Origin of the sequence: Saccharomonospora piscinae (assembly GCF_005862235.1) — a bacterium.
Taxonomy (GTDB): Bacteria; Actinomycetota; Actinomycetes; order Mycobacteriales; family Pseudonocardiaceae; genus Saccharomonospora; species Saccharomonospora piscinae.
The window spans coordinates 664,079-687,837 of the sequence record NZ_VCEK01000003.1 but is presented as its reverse complement, the minus strand read 5'-3'; the positions used below and the strand labels follow the sequence as shown (position 1 = coordinate 687,837).

Annotated in this window: 23 protein-coding genes and 1 tRNA gene; 17 read left to right on the top strand and 7 right to left on the bottom strand. The window is 70.6% G+C overall.

Going from position 1 to position 23,759, the window contains the following annotated elements; genetic code table 11:
• Positions 1–5 precede the first annotated feature (5 nt).
• Complete coding sequence (locus FFT09_RS14410) at positions 6–929, bottom strand: SDR family NAD(P)-dependent oxidoreductase (RefSeq protein ID WP_081191328.1); 924 nt, start codon at positions 927–929, stop codon at positions 6–8.
• Positions 930–1,294: 365 nt separating this feature from the next.
• On the opposite strand from FFT09_RS14410, the gene FFT09_RS14405 reads away from it, so the two are divergent.
• The 5 genes from FFT09_RS14405 to FFT09_RS14385 all read left to right on the top strand — a co-directional run bounded on the left by FFT09_RS14405 (position 1,295) and on the right by FFT09_RS14385 (position 9,150).
• Positions 1,295–2,467, top strand: coding sequence for an MFS transporter (locus FFT09_RS14405; protein WP_081191329.1), 1,173 nt, complete (start codon positions 1,295–1,297; stop codon positions 2,465–2,467).
• Positions 2,468–3,201: 734 nt separating this feature from the next.
• Positions 3,202–4,389, top strand: coding sequence for a GGDEF domain-containing protein (locus FFT09_RS14400; protein WP_138383216.1), 1,188 nt, complete (start codon positions 3,202–3,204; stop codon positions 4,387–4,389).
• 87 nt (positions 4,390–4,476) lie between these two features.
• Positions 4,477–6,675 (top strand): phospholipase A2, encoded by a 2,199-nt coding sequence (locus tag FFT09_RS14395; RefSeq protein WP_138382981.1) that lies wholly within the window; start codon positions 4,477–4,479, stop codon positions 6,673–6,675.
• A gap of 433 nt (positions 6,676–7,108) precedes the next feature.
• Positions 7,109–8,542 (top strand): LCP family protein, encoded by a 1,434-nt coding sequence (locus FFT09_RS14390; protein WP_138383215.1) that lies wholly within the window; start codon positions 7,109–7,111, stop codon positions 8,540–8,542.
• Between the two features lie 140 nt (positions 8,543–8,682).
• Positions 8,683–9,150: a helix-turn-helix domain-containing protein gene (locus tag FFT09_RS14385; RefSeq protein ID WP_081191332.1), complete on the top strand. Its 468-nt coding sequence runs from the start codon at positions 8,683–8,685 to the stop codon at positions 9,148–9,150.
• Here the strand turns inward: FFT09_RS14385 and FFT09_RS14380 are convergent.
• Positions 9,113–10,639 carry a flavin-containing monooxygenase gene (locus FFT09_RS14380; RefSeq protein WP_138382980.1) on the bottom strand — a complete coding sequence of 509 codons (1,527 nt, stop codon included), beginning with the start codon at positions 10,637–10,639 and terminating at the stop codon, positions 9,113–9,115. The two genes, FFT09_RS14385 and FFT09_RS14380, sit on opposite strands and share 38 nt — an antisense overlap.
• Before the next feature lie 80 nt (positions 10,640–10,719).
• Between FFT09_RS14380 and FFT09_RS14375 the strand changes: the two genes are divergently transcribed.
• From FFT09_RS14375 to FFT09_RS14360, 4 genes are all read left to right on the top strand, one after another.
• Entirely contained in the window at positions 10,720–11,337 is a 618-nt protein-coding gene (locus FFT09_RS14375; RefSeq protein WP_176218247.1) for a TetR/AcrR family transcriptional regulator, read from the top strand.
• Between the two features lie 177 nt (positions 11,338–11,514).
• A complete protein-coding gene (locus FFT09_RS14370; RefSeq protein ID WP_425273058.1) occupies positions 11,515–12,027 on the top strand; it encodes a hypothetical protein in 513 nt (170 codons plus the stop codon).
• 109 nt (positions 12,028–12,136) lie between these two features.
• A complete protein-coding gene (locus FFT09_RS14365) occupies positions 12,137–13,087 on the top strand; it encodes a hypothetical protein (protein WP_138382979.1) in 951 nt (316 codons plus the stop codon).
• A complete protein-coding gene (locus tag FFT09_RS14360) occupies positions 13,084–13,509 on the top strand; it encodes a GntR family transcriptional regulator (protein ID WP_138382978.1) in 426 nt (141 codons plus the stop codon). The genes FFT09_RS14365 and FFT09_RS14360 overlap by 4 nt, the downstream gene beginning before the upstream one ends.
• Before the next feature lie 38 nt (positions 13,510–13,547).
• Here the strand turns inward: FFT09_RS14360 and FFT09_RS14355 are convergent, their stop codons facing one another.
• Positions 13,548–13,769, bottom strand: coding sequence for a DUF3618 domain-containing protein (locus FFT09_RS14355; RefSeq protein ID WP_024877327.1), 222 nt, complete (start codon positions 13,767–13,769; stop codon positions 13,548–13,550).
• Between the two features lie 155 nt (positions 13,770–13,924).
• Between FFT09_RS14355 and FFT09_RS14350 the strand changes: the two genes are divergently transcribed.
• From FFT09_RS14350 to FFT09_RS14330, 5 genes are all read left to right on the top strand, one after another.
• Positions 13,925–14,001 (top strand) — tRNA-Leu (locus FFT09_RS14350).
• 376 nt (positions 14,002–14,377) lie between these two features.
• Entirely contained in the window at positions 14,378–14,614 is a 237-nt protein-coding gene (locus tag FFT09_RS14345) for a hypothetical protein (protein ID WP_081191336.1), read from the top strand.
• On the top strand, positions 14,611–14,844 hold the full coding sequence (locus tag FFT09_RS14340; protein ID WP_081191337.1) for a hypothetical protein: 234 nt from the start codon (positions 14,611–14,613) through the stop codon (positions 14,842–14,844). Before FFT09_RS14345 ends, FFT09_RS14340 begins: the two co-directional genes overlap by 4 nt.
• Positions 14,845–15,017: 173 nt before the next feature.
• The gene (locus FFT09_RS14335) at positions 15,018–15,698 is read left to right on the top strand and encodes a universal stress protein (RefSeq protein ID WP_081191338.1); all 681 of its coding nucleotides are present in this window, start codon (positions 15,018–15,020) and stop codon (positions 15,696–15,698) included.
• 78 nt (positions 15,699–15,776) lie between these two features.
• On the top strand, positions 15,777–17,450 hold the full coding sequence (locus tag FFT09_RS14330; protein ID WP_244231363.1) for a cation:proton antiporter: 1,674 nt from the start codon (positions 15,777–15,779) through the stop codon (positions 17,448–17,450).
• Here the strand turns inward: FFT09_RS14330 and FFT09_RS14325 are convergent.
• The 4 genes from FFT09_RS14325 to FFT09_RS14310 form a co-directional block, all read right to left on the bottom strand.
• Positions 17,441–17,983 carry a M23 family metallopeptidase gene (locus FFT09_RS14325; protein ID WP_138382977.1) on the bottom strand — a complete coding sequence of 181 codons (543 nt, stop codon included), beginning with the start codon at positions 17,981–17,983 and terminating at the stop codon, positions 17,441–17,443. The two genes, FFT09_RS14330 and FFT09_RS14325, sit on opposite strands and share 10 nt — an antisense overlap.
• A 158-nt stretch (positions 17,984–18,141) precedes the next feature.
• Positions 18,142–20,226, bottom strand: coding sequence for a hypothetical protein (locus FFT09_RS23440; RefSeq protein WP_138382976.1), 2,085 nt, complete (start codon positions 20,224–20,226; stop codon positions 18,142–18,144).
• 35 nt (positions 20,227–20,261) lie between these two features.
• Positions 20,262–20,684: a hypothetical protein gene (locus FFT09_RS14315; RefSeq protein ID WP_244231360.1), complete on the bottom strand. Its 423-nt coding sequence runs from the start codon at positions 20,682–20,684 to the stop codon at positions 20,262–20,264.
• 15 nt (positions 20,685–20,699) lie between these two features.
• Positions 20,700–21,506: an ESX secretion-associated protein EspG gene (locus FFT09_RS14310; RefSeq protein WP_244231359.1), complete on the bottom strand. Its 807-nt coding sequence runs from the start codon at positions 21,504–21,506 to the stop codon at positions 20,700–20,702.
• A 294-nt stretch (positions 21,507–21,800) separates the two neighbouring features.
• Here FFT09_RS14310 and FFT09_RS14305 point away from each other — a divergent pair, with 294 nt between their 5' ends.
• From FFT09_RS14305 to FFT09_RS22935, 3 genes are all read left to right on the top strand, one after another.
• Positions 21,801–22,427 (top strand): YbaB/EbfC family nucleoid-associated protein, encoded by a 627-nt coding sequence (locus tag FFT09_RS14305; protein ID WP_341869012.1) that lies wholly within the window; start codon positions 21,801–21,803, stop codon positions 22,425–22,427.
• The gene (locus FFT09_RS14300; protein WP_138382974.1) at positions 22,424–22,732 is read left to right on the top strand and encodes a type VII secretion target; all 309 of its coding nucleotides are present in this window, start codon (positions 22,424–22,426) and stop codon (positions 22,730–22,732) included. The genes FFT09_RS14305 and FFT09_RS14300 overlap by 4 nt, the downstream gene beginning before the upstream one ends.
• The coding region (locus tag FFT09_RS22935; RefSeq protein ID WP_167305379.1) for a WXG100 family type VII secretion target at positions 22,729–23,759 on the top strand (1,031 nt) is incomplete at its 3' end. The genes FFT09_RS14300 and FFT09_RS22935, both read left to right, overlap by 4 nt.

Sequence of the window (23,759 nt, the reverse complement as noted above, 5' to 3'; positions counted from 1 at the left end):
CGTGCTCACGCGCTGCGGTCATGGCCGGGCCGCGCGATCCGGCCGCCCGCCGCGCTCTCGGTCCATTCCCGCATCGTCGGTGGCACTCGTTTCTCCAGTCCGTAGGGCTCCAGCTGCGCGGCGAAGACCTCGGCGAACGCGCGCCGCACACTCGTGGTGTCCCAGACCGGCCTGCGCAGCACGGGCTCCTTGACGTAGGGCTGCCCGACGATGTGCAGGTCCGAACCGTTGCAGCGGACCAGCTGTCCGGTGATGCCGTGCGCGTCGTCGCCGAGCAGGAACACCACGAGCGGGGCGATCCGCGAGGGCGTGCGGTCGGGCGGGCAGTTGCGCAGGGAACGCTCCGAAGCCCAGACCATCCGGGTGTGGGCCAGTGGGCACACCGCGTTCACGCGGATGCCGACCTCTTCCATGTCGAGCGCCCACGAGTACGTCAACGACGCCACGGCACCCTTGCTCGCGGAGTAGGTCGCGAGTCTGCGCTGACCGAACGACGCGCCCGACGAGATGTTGACGATGGAACCGCCACCGTGTCGCACCATCGCCCTCGCGGCGGCCGTGCCGACGTAGATGACGCCGAGCACGTTCGTCTCGACCAGCCGGCGCACGTCGGCGGGGTCGTCCTGCCAGGACACGGCCTCGTAGTTCAGGCCCGCGTTGTTGACCAGGCCGTGGACGCCGCCGAACTCCGAGACAGCCAGCTCGACCAGCGCCGACGCCTGTCCCGGGTCGGCCACGTCGTGTCCGCTGGCCACCACCCTGCCGCCGTGCGCGGCGATGTTCGCGGCCGTCCGTTCGGCCAGCTCGGCGTCGACGTCGTTGACCACCACCGCGGCCCCGGCCTGCGCCGCGTGCGTGGCGAACGCCTCCCCCAGTCCGCGTCCGGCTCCTGTCACCACCACGGCCTTGCCTTCGAGTTGTCCACTCATGTGCCTCGTCTCCCCACGCGGCTCGATCGTCGTCCGAACCCGCTCGTGCCCGGACACCGTCAGTGTCGGCCCGGGTGGCCCGCCGTCCGCGGGCACGCGCGCCGAGCGGTGGCAGCACTGCGCCGAACGAGTGATCCGCGATCGGCCGCGGGATACACGCGGCGGTTCGGTGGGACTCATCGAACTGCCGTGACGTGGCACGACGGGCGGCACGGCACTCCGGCTCGGGTTAGTCCGATCCGGGTAACGTCCGATCTTCGGCTCCACGCCTTCGCGAAGAAAACTAACGTTGGCGCCGACGTCGCAAAACGTAACCGATTCGGCACAGGGTGACGAGGTTGGTAGCTACCACGACAGCGGCCCGGATGAGTGACGCTCTTCGCAACCGCGAGTTCCGGGCGCTGTGGATCGCGGAGGCCCAGTCCGTCCTCGGCGACCACCTCACGACAGTGGCGCTGTCCATCATGGTGTACAACCGCACGGGCTCCGCGCTGTGGGCCGCCGTGGTGTACGCCCTGACGTTCCTTCCCGCTCTCGCAGGCGGTCTCGGGCTCGCCCAGATCGCGGACCGCTACCCGCGCAAGGCCGTGCTGGTGATCTCGTCCGCCACGCAGGCACTTCTGGTCGGCGGCATGGCGATCCCCGGTATGCCGCTCGCGCCGCTGTGTGCGCTGGTGGTGCTGGCCCGGCTCGCAGGTGCCCCGGCCAACGCGGCACAGAACGCCCTGACCAGGGAGATCTTCACCGACGAGCTGTATCTGCGCAGCCAGGACCTGCGTGGCATCACCGCCAACATCGCGATGCTCGCGGGATTCGGTGGCGGAGGACTGCTCGTGACGTCGCTGGGGCCGTCGTGGGCACTGGCCCTCGACGCCGCGAGTTTCGTCGTCGCCGCCGCGCTCGTCCAGCTGTGCGTGCGGGCACGTCCGGCCGCGGGCGATCCCGGCGACGGCTGGTTCACGGCCGTCCGGTGGGTCTGGGGCCAGCGGCGACTACGGGTGCTGCTGGCGCTGTCGTGGCTGGTGGGGCTCGCGGTGATCCCCGAAGGGCTGGCCGCACCGCTGGCCGACCAGATCGGAGCCTCCCCGCAGGCCGTCGGCTGGCTGCTCGCCGCCGATCCGGTGGGGTTCATCCTCGGGACGTTCGTGTTGTCGCGGTTCGTTTCGGCCGAGAACCGCAGGCGCGTGATGGGCCTGCTCGCCACGGCCGCGGCAGCCGTTCTCGTCGGCTTCGCCCTCACTCCGACACTGCCGTTCGCCCTGTTGCTGCTGATGCTCGCGGGGGCCGCCGGGGCTTACATCATCACCGTCGGGGCCACGTTCATCACCTGGGTGCCCAACGAACTCCGCGGTGGGGCGGGCGGTGTCTACCGCACGGGCCTGCGCGTCGCACAGGGCGTGGGCGTGGCGCTGGGCGGCGTGGTCGCGGACCTCGTCGGGTCCGCGACAACCACGATCGCGCTCGCCGGAGCGGCCGGGGTGGTCCTCACGATCCCGGTCGCCGTGTCCTGGTCACGGGTGCGGCGGACCACACCGTGACCGTCCGGGCTTCGCCGAGGACGATCACCTGATCGTGCCCGGCCACTCACGGCGTGAGGTCGGCGAAAATGGCTATCCGACAACGAGCACGAAGACAAGGACTAGAAATCACGGTCGGTCATGGCGAACACCTCCTGGGTGGTCAAGACATGGTGCCGTCGCGTAACAGGGACCGGGTGTGCGCGAGCCCGAGGGCTCGGCTCAGAAGTCGCGGTCGGACACGGTGCACCTCCCCAGGACATCAGTGCCGTCGGCCTGTCAGTTCTAGGTCAGAAATCGCGGTCGGACAAGGGAGAACACCTCCACTCACGGCCAAGTTCGTACCGAGTTCGAATACCGGCCGACGGGACGGCGATCCGTGCTGCCCCCAGGCTACAGTCGGACGGGTTCGCGTACGCCATTCTTCGGTGCGGTGAGATGATACCGGTCACCAACGCTGCTTCGTCCCGCCGTGGATCTCCCCAATCCGGCTTCGGAGGCCGGTTCGGAGGGGCCCCCACGACCGACACACGCGAGAGGATTGGCGAGTGCCGCTCATTCCCCAGGATCGGCCGTCGCCAGAAATCGTTACTTCCCATTCCTCACCGGGCACGGACACGGATGCCATGACCGGGCAGTCGCCGCCGCACGCGCCGGGAAACCGGCACCGGCCCGCGTCGCGCCGCGCGGCACTGTGGCCGCGGCACTGGGCGCTGTGGACGCGGCCCCGCCGCTTCGTCGTCTTCCTGCTGACCATGGAAGTGCTGTCGATCGCGGGGTTCACCGCCGCGTTCGCGCGGTCCCCGCTGCCGGTGGGGCAGGACTGGCTCACGTTCGCGATCCTCGGCGCGGGCGCCACCGCCCACATCCAGTTCACACACCGGCAGGAGGAACGTCGGCGCAACCGCACCCAGACCGTGCTCATCGACCTCACGGCGGTGTGGGTGTTTCCGGCCACACTGGTGCTTCCGGCCACGCTCGCCGTGCTCCTCGTCGTCGTGATCCGCGTGCAGCGCTGGTTCACCGCGCGCAGGCCCGCCCACAACTTCGTGTACTCGTCGATCTCCCACGGGCTGGCCGCCGCGCTCGCGAACCTGGCCTACAACTCGATGGGCCCCCAGGACTGGCAGACACTCACCGTGCCGGGGTCACTGCGCGAGTTCGGACTCATCCTCGTCACGGCACTGGTGTACGAGGTCGTGCAGGTCTGCTACGTCGGCGGAATCCTCGTGCTCGGCTCGCACGCCCCCACACTGCGCACGGTGCTCGGCGGCAAGGCCGACAACCTGCTGGAGGCCGTCACCATCGGGCTCGGCGCCGTCACCGCCGTGCTCGTGGTCGTCCTGCCGCCCTCGGTGGCGATCATGGCGGTCGTGACGGTGGTCTTCAACCGGCTCGCCGAGCTGGACCAGTTACAGGACGCGGTGGTGACCGACCCGAAGACCGGGCTGCTCAACATGCGTGGCTGGACGGAGTCCGCCGACCGCGCGCTCAACCGTGTCCGCAGAGCGGGCAGCACACTCGCGGTGCTCATGGTCGACCTGGACCACTTCAAGTGGATCAACGACACCTACGGGCACCCGGCAGGCGACGACGTGCTCGCCGCCATCGCGAGCACGCTGTCCGGGGTCACCCGGCCCGCCGACGTCGTGGGCCGGTTCGGCGGCGAGGAGTTCCTGCTACTGCTGCCCGACGCCGACACCGCCGCCGCCGAACTCGCCGCCGAACGTGTCCGGACCACCGTCGCCGCTCTGCGCATTCCCACCACCGACAAGCGGGGTGCGCAGGCGACCATCAGCGGGCGCACGGCCTCTATCGGCGTCGCCGTCTTTCCCCGGCACGCCGACGATCTCGACGGCCTGTTGCAGGCCGCCGACACCGCGGTCTACGAGGCGAAGGAGGCGGGACGCAACCGCGTCCGGTTCGCGCCCGTACCGCGGTGACGGCCCGCACCGGTCGGGGGCCGGTCCAAACCCCGAAGGGAAACCCCTGATAGCGATCCGGTGCGCCTCGCTGCCACCCTGTGAGGCATGCCAGCCAGCCGGATACCGCGTCCGCGCCGACGGCTGCCGCGTGGCCGCGTCGCCCGGCTCCTGCTACTGGTGCTCGTGGTCGCGGGGTTCGGCGTCATAGCGTCCCGCCCCGAGGCCGAACCTCCACCGCATCCCGGCAGCGGTGACGTGACGGGGTCGGCCACGGGGTCCAACCCCGCGGCGGAACGCGCCGTGGAGGCGCTGCTCGATCCGCGGCGCTCCGCCGAGGCCCTCGCGCTGCTGCCCCCCGACTTCGCGGCCATCACCAGGGTCGAGGCGGCGACCGAGCGCGCCCTCGACGGCACGATCAGGGCCGTCCACGTCGGCGGCGGCTGTTCCGCCCCCTGGGGCGACGACAGCACGCGGTGGAACTTCGGCACACCGTGCCGGTCCCATGATCTCGGTTACGACCTCCTGCGCTACGCCGAGCGGAAGGGCGAGCCACTGGCGCCCGAACTGCGGGAGTCGCTGGATCACCGGTTGTCCGCGGACATGGCCGCCACGTGCGACGCCAACCCGCTCGGCACACACTCCCTGTGCCGGTCGGTCGCCTCCGTGTACACGGCGGGGCTCGTGGCGAACTCGTGGTACCAGCGGTGGGGGCCACCCGTCGGGGAGCCGCTCCTGCCGCTGCTGGCCGGTGTCACGGCCATCGGCGTCCTCTCGTGGCACCGGCTGCGCGACCGCCCCGCTCCCCAGCGGTGGGCCCTGCCCCGGCTCGACCTCGGGCGCTGGCGGCGCTCACTGCCCCCGGCGACACCATGGACGCTGCTCGGTGTCGCCGCACTGGTGACACTGATCCTCGGTGAGTCCGCGGTCCGGCTCGCCACCTGGGCCGGGATCGACGGCGCATGGCTCTGGCCGCTGACGTGGGCGGCGCAGACCACGGTGGTGTTCTTCTTCGCAGCGGGGCACGCCAACGCGAGCACGTGGACCCAGACCCGGCTACGCGGCGGCGGGGTCCGCACCTACCTCTCCCACCGTGGCAGCGCGCTGCTACGGCTGACCCTCGTGTTCGCGGTCGCGGCCAGCACCGTCCCGCTGGCGCTGGAACTGCTGCGGATACCTCCCGCCACCGGTGAGGCGGTGGTGCGGACCGCACTGCACCCGCTGTGGCTGCTCGGATTCCACGTGCTCACCGTGGTCCTCACGCCCGCGATGCTGACGCTGCACCGCAGGGCTCCGGCCGCGGTCCCACTCGCGCTGATACTGGCGCTGGCGGCGGCCGAGTGGCTGAGCACCCGGACCGCCGCCTCGTGGCCGCATCACGCGGGAACACTCACGCTGGCCCTGTTGGCCCAGCAGGCCGCGTTCGCCCACCGGGAGGGTCTGGTCCCCTCCCGGAGCAGGATGGCTCTAGCGGGGGTGAGCGCGCTGGCAGCGCTCGGTCTCGGCGTCGCCACCGGTACGCTGCCTGCCACGGTGCTGGGGGTGGACGACGCTCCGCCCGCGCTCTCGGGCCCGACCACGGCAGTGCTGCTGCTCGGGGTGGTGCATCTCGCGGCTCTGGGACTGCTCCGGCGACGGCTGGTCCCGATCGTCCACCGGCCCTCGGTGCTGCGTCAGGCCGGGCTGGCGGCGCGCGCACCGATGACGCTCTACCTGCTGTATCTCGCCGCCCTGTTGTTGCTGCTCGCGGCGGTGTACCTGCCGCGACGACTCGAGCAGGGGCTCGGCTGGAGCAGTGAGGTCCAGCCCCGGTTGTTGCTCGCGATCGCGCTGCTGACCGCGCCCGCCGTGCTCGTGTTCGCCTGGTTCGAACGGCAACGATGGCACCAGCCACCACCACCCGTGTGGACGACGGCGCCGGGCGTACTCGGCCGGGCGCTGTCCCACGCCGCGACGGCGGCCGGATTCGGGTTCGCCGTGCTCGGCGTGTTCGGCTTCGCGCTGACCACGTTGGACGCCGAGCCACCCTGGCTGCGGGGCGTGCTGCTCGACCCGGTGCAGAGCGTGGTGCATCTGCTGCTCGGGATGTCCCTGCTGCACAGCGTGCGCACCGCGACCACGCACAGTCCCCTGACCTGGCTGCTCACGGCACTGGCCTGTGTGCCTCCGCTGCTGTCGGTGACCTCCGAGCCGTCGCCCGACACGCTCGGGCTGTTCGTTCACGCGGGAGCGTGCGTGCTCGGCGGCGCCGCCTTGGGGGCCACGACCGTGTCGGCGCTCGTGTCACCCGGAAGGGGGGCGCGGTAGCGGAGGGCCGAACGAACGGGGTGGTGTCCGTGTCCTTTCCGCGCGGTGTGGCACTCTACGACAACCGCAGCCCGTTCCCGCGCGTCTTCCCGGCGAGGACGTGCAGGTGTGACCTCAGCAGCGACGGAAAGGAGCTGCCGGCGTGGACCGACCGCCCGGAGACGACGCGCGCCGCCCCCGCCCGCCGCGCCGGCGCCCGGAGCGCGGTACGGAGGGCTCCCCCGGCGGTCCACCCCGCGGCAACCCCGCCCGGCGGCCCGCTCCCCCGCGCGAGCAGGGAGCCCGGCCACGCGGCGGCGCCTCCCGGCCACCGGCCGCCGCACGCGGCGAGCGGGAGGAACGTGCCCGGCCGCGTGCCGCGACCGGCAAGGCGGCGGCCTCGGGCGGCGGCTCCCGACGCGGGGGACGGTTCGGCGCGCGGATCGCCGTGACGATGGTCTCGGTGCTGGTCCTGATGGTCACCGGCTACGCCTGGGCCGCCATGCAGGGCCTGGTGAACGGGCTGACCACGGCCGACGTCATCGGTAGGGACCCCGGCGAACTACCCGAGGACGGTGCGCGCGACATCCTGCTGGTCGGCATGGACAGCCGGGTGGACGCCCAGGGCAATCCGCTGCCGAAGGAGATGCTGGCGAAGCTCAACGCCGGGGCGGCCGACGGTGTGCTGAACACCGACACGCTGATCATGCTGCACGTGCCCAACGACGGCAGCAAGGCGGTCGCGGTGTCGCTGCCCCGCGACACCTATGTCGACATTCCCGGCTTCGGGCAGCACAAGCTCAACTCCGCCTACGCCCGTGGCAAGGCCGCGGCGAGGCAGGATCTCCAGGCCGGCGGAGTCGCCGACGAGCGGGAACTGGAGGTCCAGAGCAACCAGGAGGGGGCCAAGACCCTCATCTCGACCGTCGAGGGCCTCACGGGCCAGACCATCGACAACTACGCCTCCATCAACCTGCTGGGCTTCTACGACATCACCAACGCCATCGGCGGTGTCGACGTCTGCCTCAAACAGGCCACCAGCGATCCGATGTCGGGCGCGGACTTCGAGAAGGGCAAGCAGACGATCACGGGCGTGGACGCGCTGGCGTTCGTGCGGCAACGGCACGGCCTGCTGCGCGGTGATCTCGACCGTGTCGTGCGCCAGCAGGTGTTCCTCGCGGGCCTGGCCAACAAGGTGTTGTCGGCCGGCACGCTCGCCGATCCGGCCAAGCTGAACCGGCTGTCCGACGCCATCGGCAAATCGATCGTGGTGAACCAGGGCTGGGACATCATGTCCTTCGCGCAGCAGCTGCGGGGGCTGTCGGGCGGTCAGATCCAGTTCCGCACCATTCCCATCGTGAACCCGGAGTACGACACCCCGGGCGACGGTGTCGCGGTGCAGGTGAATCCGGCCGAGGTGCAGCAGTTCGTCGCGAAGCTCACCGGCAAGAAGATCAGCACGGCGCCCTCGGCACCGCCGCCCGGTGACATCGTCGTCGACGTCTACAACACCTCCGACGTCCAGGGGCTCGCGGGCACCGTGTCCGAGTCTCTGGTGTCGCAGGGCTTCGGCCAGGGCGAGGTCGCCAACGAGACGCCGAGGCAGGCCAGCGTGGTGCAGTCGGCACCGGGCGAACGCGCTTCGGCCGACAGCGTGGCGCAGGCGCTGGGCGGCGAGGTCGCCGTGGAGGAGAGCGCCGCGGTGACCTCGGGCCATGTGCGGGTCCTGCTGGCGCCGGACTACGAGCAGACCGGCGGTGCCACCGGCCAGGGAGGAACCGGCGGCGGCAACGCGCCGGGCGCGGCACCGGCACCCGCTGCCCGACAGGGCGCGGACGGTTCGGCCGATGAGCCGATTACCGCGGACGGCGTCACCTGCGTCAACTGAGCCACCTGGCACAGTTGACTACTCCGTTCGGAGTATCCACGCCGGATTCATGGGGATTTCTCCGGCTCGCCGCGTAAGCGAAGGGCCCCTCGCCCATTCACTTGTCGTAGAAGACGACACCGCACGGGCAGGGGAGACCAGTGTTGATCGATACCGACATCTACCAGAGAGTGCTCGGCGAGGAACTGCGCAGACTGCGCACCCAGCGCGGCTGGACGCGCAAGGAGCTGGGCGAGCGGCTGCAGAGCGGCCTCTCCTTGCAGACCCTGGCCACCTACGAGCTGGGCACGCGGCAGTGCTCCGTGGTCCGGCTGGCCGAGCTGTGCCTGGCCATGGACGAGTTGCCACAGAATCTGCTGGCGCGCGTCCACGGCAGGCTGTTCGCCCGCGAGGCCGACCAGGTGCGGGTGGACCTGGCCGACGTCGTGGCGGACGAGCAGCCCGAACTGCTGCCGTTGCGTCGCTGGGCGCGCGGCAGGCTCGCGGCGGGCGGCGCCTCCGACGTCCGGTTTGACCGGACGACCCTGGATCAGCTCGCGTCGCTGTGCGACCTGCGGACGGAGGAACTGCTCACGCGGCTGAGGAACCTGTCCGCGGCCGCGTTGTAGGCTCCGGCCGCGCTGCCGCGCGCCGCGAGAGCCGGAAGTCCGACGGGTCGAGCTTGCGCGTGCGCATCCAGTACCGCCAGGTGAAACCCGGCCAGATCGTGCGGTTGACGCCCTGCGAGTCGAGATACCAGCTCGTGCAGCCACCCCGGGTCCAGATGCCGTTGGCCAGCTTGCGTTGCAGGTCGGCGTTGAACTGTGCCTGGGTGTCGGGACGGACCTCGATGGCGTCGGCCCCGTGCCGCTCGGCGTAGCGGATGGCGTCGGCGATGTAGCGGATCTGCTGTTCGATCATGAAGACCACGGAGTTGTGGCCGAGCCCCGTGTTGGGGCCGAGCAGGAAGAACAGGTTCGGGTAGCCGCTCACGGTGATGCCGAGATGGGTCTGCATCCCCTGCGCAGACCACTGGCGCCCGAGGTGGGCGCCCTGCGCACCGACGATGTCGAGCTCGTCGAAGGCGTCGGTGACGCGGAACCCGGTGCCGTAGATGATGACGTCGACGTCGCGCCGCACCCCCGCCTTGTCGACGATGCCCGTCTCGGTGACCTCGGCGACGCCGTCGGTCACCACCTCCACGTCCGGCCGCGCGAGCGCGGGGTAGTAGTCGTTCGAGACGAGCACCCGCTTGCAGCCGAGCACGTAGTCGGGCGTGAGCTTGGCGCGAAGGTCGGGGTCGGCGACGGACTTCTCGATGTTGCGCCGCGCGATCTTCTGGGCGAACCGCATGATGCGCGGGTCGCCGTTGAAGCCCACCGCGCGCAGTTCCAGCATCCAGTAGAGCAGGTCACGGTAGAGGCGCTGGGCGAGCGGCACCCGCGCGAACAGCCGCCGAGCCCACGAGGGCATGGTGTGGTCGGGCTTGGGCATGACCCACGGCGGGGTGCGCTGGAAGACGTGCAGCCGATCGACCTCATCCGCGATCGCGGGGATGAACTGGATCGCGCTCGCCCCCGTCCCGATCACGGCGACACGCTTGCCGCGCAGGTCGTAGTCGTGGTCCCACTCCGCGGAGTGAAACGCCGCGCCCTGGAAGCGTTCGATCCCGGGCAGCTGGGGAATCCGGGGAATGTGCAGCGCCCCCACCCCGCACACGAGATGGCGCGCGACGAACTCGTCACCCCGGGCCGTCGTGACATGCCAGCGCTGTTCGTCGGCATCCCAGCGGGCACCCGTCATCTCCTGACCGAACCGGATGAATCGGTAGAGTCCGTAGCCGCTCGCCACACCACGCAGGTACTGGAAGATCTCCGGTTGCGGCGAGAAGGAGCGCGACCAGTGCGGGTTCTGTTCGAAGGAGAACGAGTACATGTGGGACTGGATGTCGCACGCGCACCCGGGATAGGTGTTGTCCCGCCACGTGCCGCCGACCTCGCCCGCCTTCTCCAGCACGACGAAGTCGTCGCGGCCTTCCCTGCGCAGCTGGATCGCCATGCCGAGCCCGGAGAACCCGGTACCCACGACAACGACACCCGTCTCGGTGCGCTCACCCATGTCCGTGCCTCCATGCGACGGTTCGTGTTACCCGGCGTCCACCTTACCGAGAGTAGGTTACTGGGAGTAGAATAGCGATCGTGAGCGCGACTGCAAAGACCCCCGCGCGCCGTCGGCGGATGCCGCGCGCAGAACGCGAACGCCAGATGATCGGCGTCGCCGAGGCCGTGTTCGCCGAGCGCGGCTACTCGGCCGCGTCGATGGACGAGATCGCGGAGCGCGTGGGCGTGTCGAAACCCATGCTCTACGAGTACTTCTCCTCCAAGGAGGGCCTGCTCCTCGCGTGCATCCAGTCGGCGCGGGCCGCGCTGCGCGAGGCCACCCAGGAGGCGGTGCTGGGCGCCACCTCCGCCGAGGACGCGCTGCGCAAGGGCCTGCTGGCGTTCTTCGCCTTCATCCGGGACCGCAGGCAGGCCTGGTCACTGCTGCGCCACGAGATGACGCTCATCGGCACCTCGGCCGCCGACGAACTCGAAGCGACCCGGCAGCAGCAGACGGACCTCATCGCCACGCTGATGGGTGGCTACCTCGCCACCGAGGACGCCGGACTGCTCCAGGCCATGGCGGAGTTCGTGGTCGGGGGCTGCGAGCGGCTGGCCATCTGGTGCGAACAGAACGAGCAGGTGACCCCCGAAGCAGCTACGGACTACGCCATGAAGATCCTGTGGGGCGGCATGCGTCACCTTGCGCAACAATGATCAACGGTCTGGCATCATGCATTCACCCATTGCGGTAATGAACTGAGAGGGTTATCACGCTAGGTAGCCTTTTCGCCCGAGTCGTGTTGCTGGGTGGTCTCCCCCGTTACAGACTTGCGGCATCAGCACAGACGGGGCGGCACCCTGCTGAAGACCGCCGTCTCGTCACGAGAGGGGATGAGCCAGGTGGTGCAGACAATCACCGCGCAGTACGTGCGGCGCGACGAGGACTGGGCGGTCACCGTGTCCGGCCTCGGCCGGACGCTGAACGGACGGGCCTCGGGCATCATCGCCGCCAGGGACCGTGCCGACCAGTTCGCCGAGCAGCTTTCCCCGGAGGGCGCCCAGCCCACGGTGGTTCACCTGCTCAACGGCAGCGCGTACGAGTTCACCTCCACGTACATGACCGCGCGGCTGACCCGCGCCGAAGACGCGGAGACCACCGCGGCCCCCACGGCTGACACCGGGGCCGCCACGGACGAGCAGTCACCCGCGCACGACGAACAAGCGGACGGCGACGAGACCGCCCCGCCACAGTCGGCACAGTCGGCACAGGCCACCCCGGACAAGGCCGACGAGACCGACGAGGCGCCGGAGGAAGCCAAGAGCGCCGAGCCGGCGGCCACAACCGCCGTGCCACGCAAGCACCTCCCCAGCCGGGTCACGCCCGCCTACGCGCAGGCGGGCTGACAAGCCACGACGTCCGGCCCAACCCGCCGAACCAGTCGTGTATCAGGCAATTGATACACGATGAACCCTCCTCGTGTATCGTCCAGTTGATACACGAGGAGGGTGGGGCATGCCGGGTCCGGGACTGTTTCTCATCGCCGTGGTGATCGTCGTGACGGTCGCCGCCGGGTGGGCACTGCGGCGAGGACGCCAGGGCGGCGCGGCGGTCGCCGACCCGATGGTGCGCAGCGCGGCCGTCGCGGCGCGACGGCGAGTGCTCGGGGCCACGGGCTGCGCGCTGGCGGTGCTCGTGCTCGCGGGCTATGTCGCCACGCTCCGGCCGGAGTGGCTGGGGCTTCCACTCGCGGTCGGTCCTGCGATCGCCACCGCCACCGGTCTCCTGCTCTACGCGGCGACTCCGCCCGAGCGTCTGCGTGCGGAGTCGAACCGGCGCGTCGCCTCGCTCGAACCTCGTGCGCCGTGGAGCTTCGCGTCGCGGCGCACCCTCGGGCTTCTGGTGCTGGTCGCGGTGGCACAGGTGAGCCTGCTGATCGGGACCGGCCTCACGTCGAGCCCCGACGACGCGGGCAGGTACCGCGTCGTGACCTACTCGTCGGGCGGTGTCAGCTCGACGGCGAGCCCCTATCCGGGCTGGTTCTACGGTGTACCGCTCATGATCGTGACCGTGCTGCTCGCGGTGGCCACCCTCGTCGCGTTCTGGCGCATCGCCGCCACTCCCTCGTTGCCGGTGGAGGGCCTGGCGACACCGGATCGGCGGCGGCGCGTCGACACCACCCGGATCATCGCCGGGCTCGGCCTCGGCGGGCTGCTCCTGCAACTCGGTGGCACGAGCGCGGCGGCCGGTTCGGCGCTCGGAAACGTGCTGGACCAGCCCGGCGCGCCGGGCGAATGGCGACTCGTCGCGGCTGCCCTGTTCTGGCTGGGCCTCCTCTGCGCGGTGGCCGGCATCGTCAGCGTCACGGTGGCGGTGTCCCGCGGAGTCGCGCTGAAGGCGGACCTCGCCACCGGACCGGTGAGCACCGGAGGGCGCACCGCCGCACTGCCCGGAGCGGCCGAATGATCGTCGTCGACCAGGACGATCCGCTCCCGCCCTTCGAGCAGATCCGCACGCAGCTCGCCGACAGGATCCGCGCGGGACAGCTCACCGAGGGACAGCGGCTTCCTTCGATCCGGCAGCTGGCCAGTGACCTGCGCCTGGCGCCGGGGACGGTCGCCCGCGCCTACGGCGAACTCGAAGCGGCGGGACTGGTCGAGTCGAGCCGGGTCGGCGGGACGCGGGTCCGTGCCGGGCAGGCCGCCGACGCCGCACTGCGCGACGCCGCGCGCGAGTTCGTGGCCGTGGCCCGGCGGCACGGAATGAGCCTGCCGGAAGTCCTGGGGGCGATCCGGGCGGAATGGTCCGGCACCGAGCCCGGGCCGGCGGCCGTGCCGCGGTCCGGCCCGCGCCCCGCGAGCGTTCCGGGCGTGGAGGGTGGCGGGTAGGGACGCCGCCGAGCACTCGGCGTCCCCTGTGCCGGGACTCAGCGCAGCAGTTTGCGCACCAGCAGCACGCCGATCAGCACGCCCGCACCGATGAGCGGGTACTTCACCTTCGGCTCGTCGAACTTCGACTGGACAGTGCTGCGGGCCGAGTCGGCGAGCTGCTTCGGGTTCGCCTTCTCACCGATGCGGTCCAGGGTTCCCGCGAGGGCGTCCCTGGCCTTCTCGATGTCGCGTTCGATCGTCTCGGGGTCGCGCGCCACGTGTCCTCCCTGAAAAACCACAGTTCGCAGTGCTGTCACGGTAGATCACCGGGCGCCCGACCGCCTCACCGGCCACGCGGTCGCCCGGCGGTGACAAGGCCGCCGGGGTCACCGCCGACCCGGCGCCCGGCCGGAGGCGTTAGGCTGCACGCGTCGGGCCCGTAGCCCAATTGGCAGAGGCACACGGTTTAGGTCCGTGCCAGTGTGGGTTCGAGTCCCACCGGGCCCACCAGAAGCGGATGACGTGCGCAAAACGGACCGGCCGTCACACCGGCAGTCGCAGAGCGCAGAGCGCGCAGGCTCGCGTGAAACGGTATGGCCCTGCACCGCGCACACACCCAGTCACCACCACTCCACTCGACCGTGGAGGGCTGCGCCACCGTCGGGGGATACCTCACCCCGCGCCTGATCGACATGCTGGCCCGCGCATATCCCGTAGGACAGGAGGCGATCATGAACGACTCGCGGTGCCCGGTGTGCGATCTGATCGTGAGCGTGCCGCCGGGCGGTTCGGTGCCGATCCACCGCGCCCCCGGCGAGCAAGGCTCCTGCGCGGGTACCGGGCAGTCGTCGACGCCAAGATGAACGACGGGGAGTGACGTGGCAGCATGACCGGCGTGCAGCTTTCCGACCTCGACGAGTTGATCATGCGCGTCATCACCGAGTCCGATCACCCGGAAATCACCGCCGTGGAAGTGGTGCCGACCCCCGGACGGCCGGACAACCACACGCGAGTGCGCGTGGACTTCGCCGACGGCGCGTCGGTGTACGTAATGGTCGGCGAGGTACGCCGTGGCGGACGTGCCACCGAGGCGTTCACGGTCCCGCGGGAGGTGATGGCGTGAAGGTCGAGGGCTTCAAGGACTGGCTCGCCGAGCAGCTCCAGAATCGCGGCGTCGACGTGTCCCGCTACGACGTCGCCTCAGGCCTGTCGGATCTGGCCGTGCGCGGCGAGGGTGCCGAGTACCGGCTGCGGATCGTGCGCACGTCGCCACCCGGGGGCGAGCGGCCCGACGACGCCAATACGGTCCAGCGACCGGCTGGGACCGCGATCGAAGTACGGCGACCGGACTGAGGCATCCACGACGACACGTTCAAGCGGTCGCAGGGCGCGCCGGATCAAGTCGGCCCTGCGGTCGCCGCCGCGCGAGGCCATCGGGCCTCGGTGTCGGCCGGAGTCGAAAGTCCCACGTCCCCGGCGTCGTTGGCCGGTAGTGCCGGGCACGACCTTCACAGCAGGGTGAGGCCATGGACCCCACCGTCGCCGTGGTCTTCGTGGCAGTCTGGGTCGCCGTCGGGCTGATCACCGGCGGGTGGATGGTGCGCCGGGGGCACGATCCCCGGTGGCTGCTGATCGCCGTGGCACTGGGCCCGATCTTCGTTCCGGTTGCCCTCGAACGGGTAGAGCGACGGCCCCGTCTCGCCGGAGCGGGACCGGACGGGATTCCCGCGCCCCGGGGACAGACGCCGGGAGGCCCACGGGTGCTGGTCGGCACGGACGGCTCGCCGGAGGCGGAACAGGCGCTGAGGACCGCCGTCGGCCTGCTCGGCGCGCACTGCGGTGTCCTGGTGCTGGCCGAGGTGGTCTCCTACGACGCGACCGAGGCCGACACCCGCGCGGCGCTCGAGGCCGCACGCCCTCGCCTCGCCACCACGGCGACGGAGCTCGCCGACGAGATCCCGTTGCGCTTCGAGGTCCTGGCCGGGCCACCCGGTCCGGCGTTGCGCCGGTTCGCCGAGGACCAGGACATGGACCTCGTCGTGGTCGGACGGCGTGGTCGCGGACTGTCGGCCAGGCTGCTCGGCAGCGTGTCGGCGGATCTCGTGCAGCACTCACCCGTTCCCGTGCTCGTCGTGGAACCCGCCGCGCGGCCCGCTCCGTCCGACACGCCGCGGCGGCAACGCTCCGCGCCGCCCCCCGCTCGCTGATCGCTCCCTCCGCCGCGCCGTGCCGAGCCGAGGTAGGGCGCGCACCATCGGGAGTCTCCCCCAGCGAAGGGACCGACCGTGGAGCTGCACGCGTTCCCCACCATCGCGATCATCCTCGCCATGGCCGCCGCGGCCGGGCTGCTGGCCACCCGGCTACGCCAGCCGCTGATCGTCGCGTTCCTGGGCGTGGGTATCGCCGTCGGCCCGGTCGGGACCGGCTGGGTCGTCGCCGACGGCACCATCGAGCTGCTGGCCAGGATGGGGATCGCCATCCTGTTGTTCCTCGTCGGGCTGCGCCTGGACCTGCATCTGGTGCGCAGCACCGGGCCGGTGGCCCTGGCCACCGGGCTCGGACAGGTGCTGTTCACGTCGGTGTTCGGCTTCCTGATCGCGCTCGCGCTCGGGATGGACACCGTGACCGCGCTGTACGTCGCGGTGGCGCTGACGTTCTCGTCCACGATCATCATCGTCAAGCTGCTGTCCGACAAGCGGGAGCTCGACGAGTTGCACGGCCGCATCGCGGTGGGCTTTCTCATCGTGCAGGACATCGTCGTGGTCCTCGTCATGATCGCGCTGACGGCCGTCGGCCAGCCCACGGGGGACAATCTGGCGCTGGGGATCGGCTCGATGGTGCTCAAGGGGCTCGGGCTGCTCGTCGGCATCGGGCTGCTGATGCGCTACGTGCTGCCCCGCCTGCTACACCACGTCGCCCGCTCGCAGGAACTGTTGGTGCTCTTCGGCGTCGCCTACGCGGTGTCGATCGCCGCGCTGAGCGAGTGGCTCGGATTCAGTTCCGAGGTCGGGGCGTTTCTGGCCGGGGTGTCGCTGGCACCCACGGCCTACCGGGACGCACTGGGGGCCAGGCTGGTCAGCCTGCGCGACTTCCTGCTGCTGTTCTTCTTCCTCGACCTGGGCTCTCGCCTGGAGTTCGGCAACGCCGCCCAGCAGATCTCCGAGGCCGCCGTGTTCTCCGTCTTCGTGCTCGTCGGCAACCCGTTGATCGTCGTGCTGATCATGGCCGCGCTGCGATATCCCGTTCGCGTAGGGTTCCTCGCCGGGCTGACCGTGGCCCAGATCTCCGAGTTCTCCCTCATTCTGGCCGCGCTCGGCCTGAGCCTGGGCCACATCACCAACGCGACGGTCAGCCTGATCACCGTGGTCGGCCTGATCACCATCGGGGGCTCGACCTACCTGATCATGTACTCGCACCAGATCTACGAGCGACTCGACCGGCTGCTGTCGAGGATGGACCGCACACACACCCGCCACCCCGAACCCGCGGACGCGGCAGGCGACGTGGACGTGATCCTGTACGGGCTGGGGCGCTTCGGCAGTCACCTCGTCAGCAGGCTCAGCGACACGGGGCATCGCATCCTCGCCGTCGACTTCGACCCGCACCGGGTCGCCAACACCGAACACGGCGGGGTGACCGCCGTGTTCGGCACCGCCGAGGACGTCCACCTGCTGGAGGGACTGCCGCTGTCCCGGGTCCCGTACGTGATCAGCGCTATCCCCACGCGAGAGATCAACATGACGCTGCTGCACAACCTGCGCCACCACCGCTACGCGGGCACGGTGGTCCTCACCGCGCACACCCTGCACGACGCGGACCAGCTCCGCGACGCGGGCGCGGACGTGGTGATCGAACCGTTCGCCACCGCCGCGAGCGCGACCTCCGACGCACTGCACGACCTGCTCACCGCCGACCGGAACGGCCGACGGGAGCAGGATCACGGTGACGATCAGGCGTAGGAGTTGACGCTCACCGGCCATGAGCCGGTGGGAGGCACCCAGCCCTGGAGCGTCGCGGAAATGCCGACCCTGGTGTTGCAGTCGACGACCTGGAAGTGCAGGTGCGGCGCGGTGGAGTTGCCGGTGCTGCCCGACCAGCCGACGACCCGGCCCTGGGGCACCCAGGTGCCCGCGTTGTAGATCGCGCGGTTGAGATGCGCGTAGTGGGTACATTGCCCGTTCGGATGCTGGATGAGCACCTCGATGCCGTTGGCCGCGTACGGCGACCAGTCGGAGTAGATGATCGTTCCGGACTGCGCGGCCGAGACCTCGTAGTTGGCGGGCAGGCCGAAGTCCCAGGCGTACTCGTTGTACGGCCCGACGTGGGAGTAGGTGCCCTCGGGACCCTGCGTGACCTGGTACGCCTCCCCCGCGGGATAGGGCAGCTCGTAGTAGTCCGCGGCCGAGGCGGCCGGTGCCGCCACGACGGTCGCGGCGGCCACCGCGGTGAGCACGCCGAGTCGGCGCAGCAGGGTTGTCGCTGTGGTTCGCATGGCTCTCCCGGTGGTCGTGGTGCAGGCGCCCGGTCCGACGTCGCCTGTATCGAAACAGGACACTTCGGTCGGCACCACCGACTTCGGTCGGTTGACGGTCCACCAGAGGGGGCCCAGTCGCCGCCCGGACGTGCTGACGCGGTCCGGGCGGCGAGCCGCTACTTCCAGTCCTTGTTGGTCCAGTCCCCGATCACGGGCGGGGCGATGATCTCTTCGCTCGCGAACAGGTTCTCGTCGTCGGTGAGGTACCCGGCGACCCGGTGTTCCTTGTCCTCCTCCGGCTGGCGGGCACCGCCTGCGGGCATCCCGCCCGCCATCGGCATTCCACCTCCACCGCGCGCGCCGGCACCGGGCATCGGTTGCCCGACGCGGCCGGCCTCGGTACCCGGACCGCGCACCGCGCCGGAGTGCTGGCCCGCACCTCCCGTGGCGCCAGATGAGCCAGCGGCTCCGCCACCGGCGCCTCCCGCACCCGCACCTCCACCGGGGACACCGCCGCCCGGGACACCTCCACCCGGGATGCCGCTTCCCGGAACGCCGCCGCCGGGCAGCGAGCCGGGAAGCCCGCCGCCTCCACCGCCGAACGAGGGCCGCGACGGCGTGCTCGGGATGTTCGACGATCCCGGCAGTGATCCGGGAGGCCCGAACGAGGGGTTGACTCCCGGGCCCCCGCCCGGGCGGGGCGTCAGGCCGTCGCCGGTGAAGTTGCTCGACCCGGGCAGTGTGTTCGGCAGACTCGACGGAATCCGATTGGTGCCCCCAGTCTGCGACGTGTCCGGGATGCTGAACGATGAGGCCGTGGTCTGGGAGTCGCCGTCGTAGCCGGGAAGATCGTAGTCGGGAACGTCGGATCCGGGCAGGTCGTAGTCGGGGCGGTCGTAACGCGGCAGCTCGTGGTCGGGCACTCCGATGCCGCCACCGCCCGGAACGCCACCGCCCGGGACTCCCCCGCCGAGACCGGCGGCGATGCCGCCCGGCGGCTGGCCGCCGTAGCCACCCGGGACGTCGACGCCGGGCTGGCCACCGAAGTCCGGGATCTCCGTGTTCCCCGGCGCCCCTGGCGCGGAAAGCGCCGACACGGTGCCGGTGCCGCCGTTCTCGCCGAAGTTCGCGCCGCCGCCATATCCGCCGGCATCGCCGAAGCCGCCCTCATCGCCAGAGCTGCCATAACCGCCATAACCGCCGGAGCCCGCGCCGACGCCGCCATCGGCCATCGCGTACTCGCCCGGCACCTGCGCCCGGTCGCCGGTCCCCATCGGGGTGCCCCGCTGAGCCGCGGTGAGGCCGTCCTGCCCTGGCTCGCCGTCCGCGCGCTGCGCGAGCGGCAGTCCCGCGCTCGCGGCGCCCCCGCCGTCGGCGGTCATGCGTTGCCCGGCGTTCGCGGCTGTCGTCTGCGCGAGTGGTGGCGGCGGGGTGAACAGCGGCATGTCGGTGGCGCCGCCGATCGTGTCGTCGTACTGCTTCATCAGCCGTGCCGCCTGCTCGCGGGCGGCCTGCTGCTCCTGCTGCTTGGCCACGGCCTGGGTCGCCGCCTGCGCGTACACGACGGGGTCGGTGATGCTGGCCAGCGTTGCGTTGGCCTGCGTGGCGGAGAACTCCACCGGCGGGTTGGCCGCCATCTGCTTCTGTGTCTCGTTCAGCGTCTGCGAGTGGATCTGCTGCTGCCTGCCCGTGAGCACCGCGCCCTGCGCCGTGCCTCCCAGCCAGCGCGCGACCTCGGCGAGGTGCTGTCGCGCAGCGTCGCCGCCCTCACCTGCCCAGTCCCCCATGCTGTCCTCGATGGCCTCCGCCACCGCCCGCTGGTGCAGCGACAGGTCGTTGCCCAGCCGCACCCACTCCTCGGACGTCTCCGCGACGGCGGCCGAGTCGGCGTTGGTGCCGAGCACCTCCACCATCTGCTCGTGGGAGGCGTTGTCCCACACGGTGTGCGGTGCCTCGCCCCGGTCGCGCAGCTGGAGTCCCTCGTCCAGCCCCTGCCGCGCGTCGGAGACGCGATCGGTGTAGACGTGCTGGACGAGCTCGTCCCTCTGCTCGTCCGAGAGGAAGAGCCGAAGGAACGGGTTGTTCTCCACGTCCTCGGTGGCCTCGGCGCGGATCTCGTGGCCGGATTCCGCGCCGTCGGTGACCGGTCCCGCGTAGAACGGCGACGACGAGTCGAGGGTCACGTCGTAGTGGGGGCTGTCCGGGTCGTAGTCCGGACTCGTGGGGTCGGACACCGCTGTCGTGTCGGCCGATGTGGACACAGCGAACACCTCGTTCTCGGCGAGCGGAAGGACGGTCAGGCGGGCGACAGGCCGTCGAGCCGGCCCTGGTGGGCGTTCTCGACCTCGGCGTAGCCGCGTTTGGCCGCGCGGATGGCTTCGATGTACTGCGGAAGTTCCTGGCGGGCGCGCTGCAACTGCGTGAGCAGACCCGACTCGTCGGCGGCGGTCGAGACCGTCCGCTGGGCCACCCACTGCGCGGTCGCGGTGGTGCTCAGAGGCGGCGCGGTTCCCAGCTTCTCCAGCGTCGCCCACCGCTGTTCCAGGGCGTCGACGATCTCCTGGAGCGCCTGGATCATGCGGTCACCAGTGGTCTCGTCCACCGCGAAACCGCGCCCGTTCGCCAGTTCCTTCAGTTCCACACCGCTCAGCATCCGCTGCGGCGCGGTCACCGTGGTCCGGCTCGTCAGTGCCGTTGCCTCGACCGTTTCGTCACTCATCATCCTTCTCCGGGCTCAGTACGCGCGGGACAGCGCGTCGCGGACGGCGCGGGCCACATCCGCCTGGCCCGCGGGCTCGTAGGTGGCCACGCACTCGTCCTGGTTCTGCTGGGTGCTGATCAGGTAGCGGCCGTCCTCGGTGTCCAGCCAGCTCAGGGTCTGCGGGGCCGCGCGGTGCCCGCTGACGGTGACGTAGCCGCCCCCCAGACGTGGTCCGGCCAGCGCTTCCCGCAGTCGCTCCTCCGCGCTCGGCTCCCTGCCCCGGCGCGCGGGCCGCGGCGCCGCGACCGTACTCGCCACCGCCAGGCTGCCGAAGGCGTGTGTTTCCTCTTCGTCCAGTGCCTGCTCGGCCGCCTTGCGCGCCTCCCATGCCGTGGCGTGGGAGCTCACCGTGCCGCGCACCGTCAACGGCCCACCGGGCGCGGCCGGCATGGTCGGCAGCACACCGGCGACGACGTCGACAAGATCGTCGTCGGAGAACAGGGAGAACAGCAGGTCGTCGGACTGCCCGTGCTGCGTGACGCCGAGCGCCTGCGCGCCGTCGGTGAGCGACAGCGCCGCGATGTTCTCGCCGAACCCGTCGATTCCGGTGACGGCGACGCCGACGCGGTGCCGGGCGAACAGACCGAACGCCGCCCGCACCGCCGGATGGACCGACGACGTGGTGGCGAGTCCGCGCTCCACCAGCGCCTTACCCACGGCGGAGGTCAGTTTCACCAGCCGATCAGGGTCAGTGGTGGTGTTGCGCAAGCGCAGTGGGAACCGGCGGACGTCGGCACCGAGGGCCTGCCCGGTGACGCTCGCCTCCACGCTGCTCAGCACGAATTCGAATCGCTCATGCACGTCGCCGGAAGCCGCCTTTCCGGGAAAGCCAGGGTGGTCGCAGGGTCAAGGGATCACAAGGTGACCGCCTCGTCGCGGACGCCCACCAGTGGATCACACATGACGAACGCGCCACAATCCGCGTCGCCGTTTCCGCTCATCTGAGCAGGGTTTTCGGCCGAATCGGACCCACGCTGGACCGCCTCGGGACCTGCCGCTAGATTGAGTGCCCCCGTGGCGTGATCGCCGTCGCGTGCGGTCGACTCGTCGTCCTTATCTCATCGTCGCGCGGACATGGCCGTTCAGCACATTTCCGCGTGCCCGAAATTGCTTCGAGGAGTGGGAGTGCAACCGAACGTCCAATCTGGGGAAGACTTTCAGTATATTCTCGACAAACAAATCCGCGAGATGCGCCAGAAGGCGGAGGCGCTCTCGGAGGCGTTCTCGGAAGCCGCGACGACGGTGACCTCCCGCGACGGCTCGGTGACCGTGACGGTCGAGCCGAACGGGGCGCTGCGCAACCTCGAACTCGGCCACCGGGCCTGCGACCTCGGCCCCGCCCGGCTCACCGCCGCCATCATGGAAGCGGTGCGGGACGCGCAACAGCGCACCGCGCGGTCCGTCGCGGACTCCTTCGCGCTGATCAACGGCGACGGCGAGACCGCGGATCTGGTCCGCTCGTTCCTCCCCTCCGAGGAGGCGACCGAGGAAGAGGCGGCGCAGGAGAAGTTCGCCGCGGACATGGCGGCCGAGCCGGAGCCGCGCCCCTCGGCCCCGCCACCGCCGGTGGCGCCGCAGGCTCCTCCCCCCGCACCGCCAGCACCGCCCGCGCCACCAGCGCCGCCCGCGACACCGAAGCCGCCCACCCGCCGCCGTCCCACGAGCGACGTCGACGACGATGACGAGATGAGGCCCTGGTGAGCGGCGGATTTCAGGTTGAAAGCGACTACCTGACGGACTTCGGAAAGCACCTCGACACCCTGGAGGACAACGTCAGGTCCACGGCCGAGTTGGTCGGCGGCTGCGTGGCCGACGTCGGCCTGTTCGGCCTGGTCGGCCAGATCTTCGGTATCGGCGCTACCGCGCACTGCGCGAAGGCGAGGAATCAGCTCAACACCTACGCCGACGACATTTCCCAGTGCGCCGACGACATTCGGCAGGCGGCCAAGGCGTACGAATCCGGTGACGACGAGGCGGAACTCAACATCTCGGAGTACCAGCTATGAGCCAGGAATACAAATCGAACGACCTCGGATTCCACGAATTTGAGTCCAATGAGGACTGGCGAGCCGGAGCGGGTTTCTTCGATTCCGCGCTGGCGCTCGACGAGGCGGTCAAGAAGGAAGACGACGTCGCCATCGGGATCGGTTCCGCGGGAATGGCGCTGGAATCGTTGGGCATGGTGCTCGATCCACTGGGCAGCGTACTGGCCGCGGGGATCGGCTGGATCATCGAACACTGCGACCCGCTCCGATGGCCGCTGGATCTGATGATGGGTGATCCGAACGGCATTCGTGCCGCCAAGGACGCCATCGACGCCGAGAAGGAGAAGCTGGAGCAGTGGTCTGGCGACCACAAGCGGGCCGTCGAAACGCTCATGGAGGGCTGGTCGGGCGAGACGGCCGACCTTTTCAAGAGCAAGATGGACGCCGTCGCCAAGGAACTGTCCTCGCTCGGTGACTACGTCGAGACCGCGGCCAAGCAGATGGAGATCGCGGGCGGCATCGTCGGGGCCTTCCGCGGGATCGTGCGCGACATCATCGCGATGACCCTCGCCGCCATCGTGAAGGGTGCGCTGATCGCCGCGGCTCTCGCGCCCGTCACGTTCGGCGCGTCCATCGCGGCGTTCATCGCGACGACCATCGGCATGGTGGCGACGGCGCTCGGCAAGGTCGGCGCGAAGATCGCGCAGCTGACCGGGAAGCTCACCGATCTCAACTCGTCGCTGTCGTCGCTCGGGAAGGCGGGTGACGACTTCGTCGACTCCAGCGCCAACGCGACGGGCGGTGGGCGGCCTTCCGGCAGCGGCGGCAACGGCGGTGGCGGCAGTAACGGCGGTGGCGGCGGCAACGGGGGCGGTGGCAACCGGCCGTCCGGTGACGGCGCGGGCGACCCCCCGAGCGGTGGAGGATCACCGGACGGCGAGGCGCCGAGCAGCAATGGCGGGGGCAACGACACCCCCGGAGACAACGCCGGGCCCAACAACACCCCCGGAGACAACGCCGGGCCCAACAACACCCCCGGAGACAACGC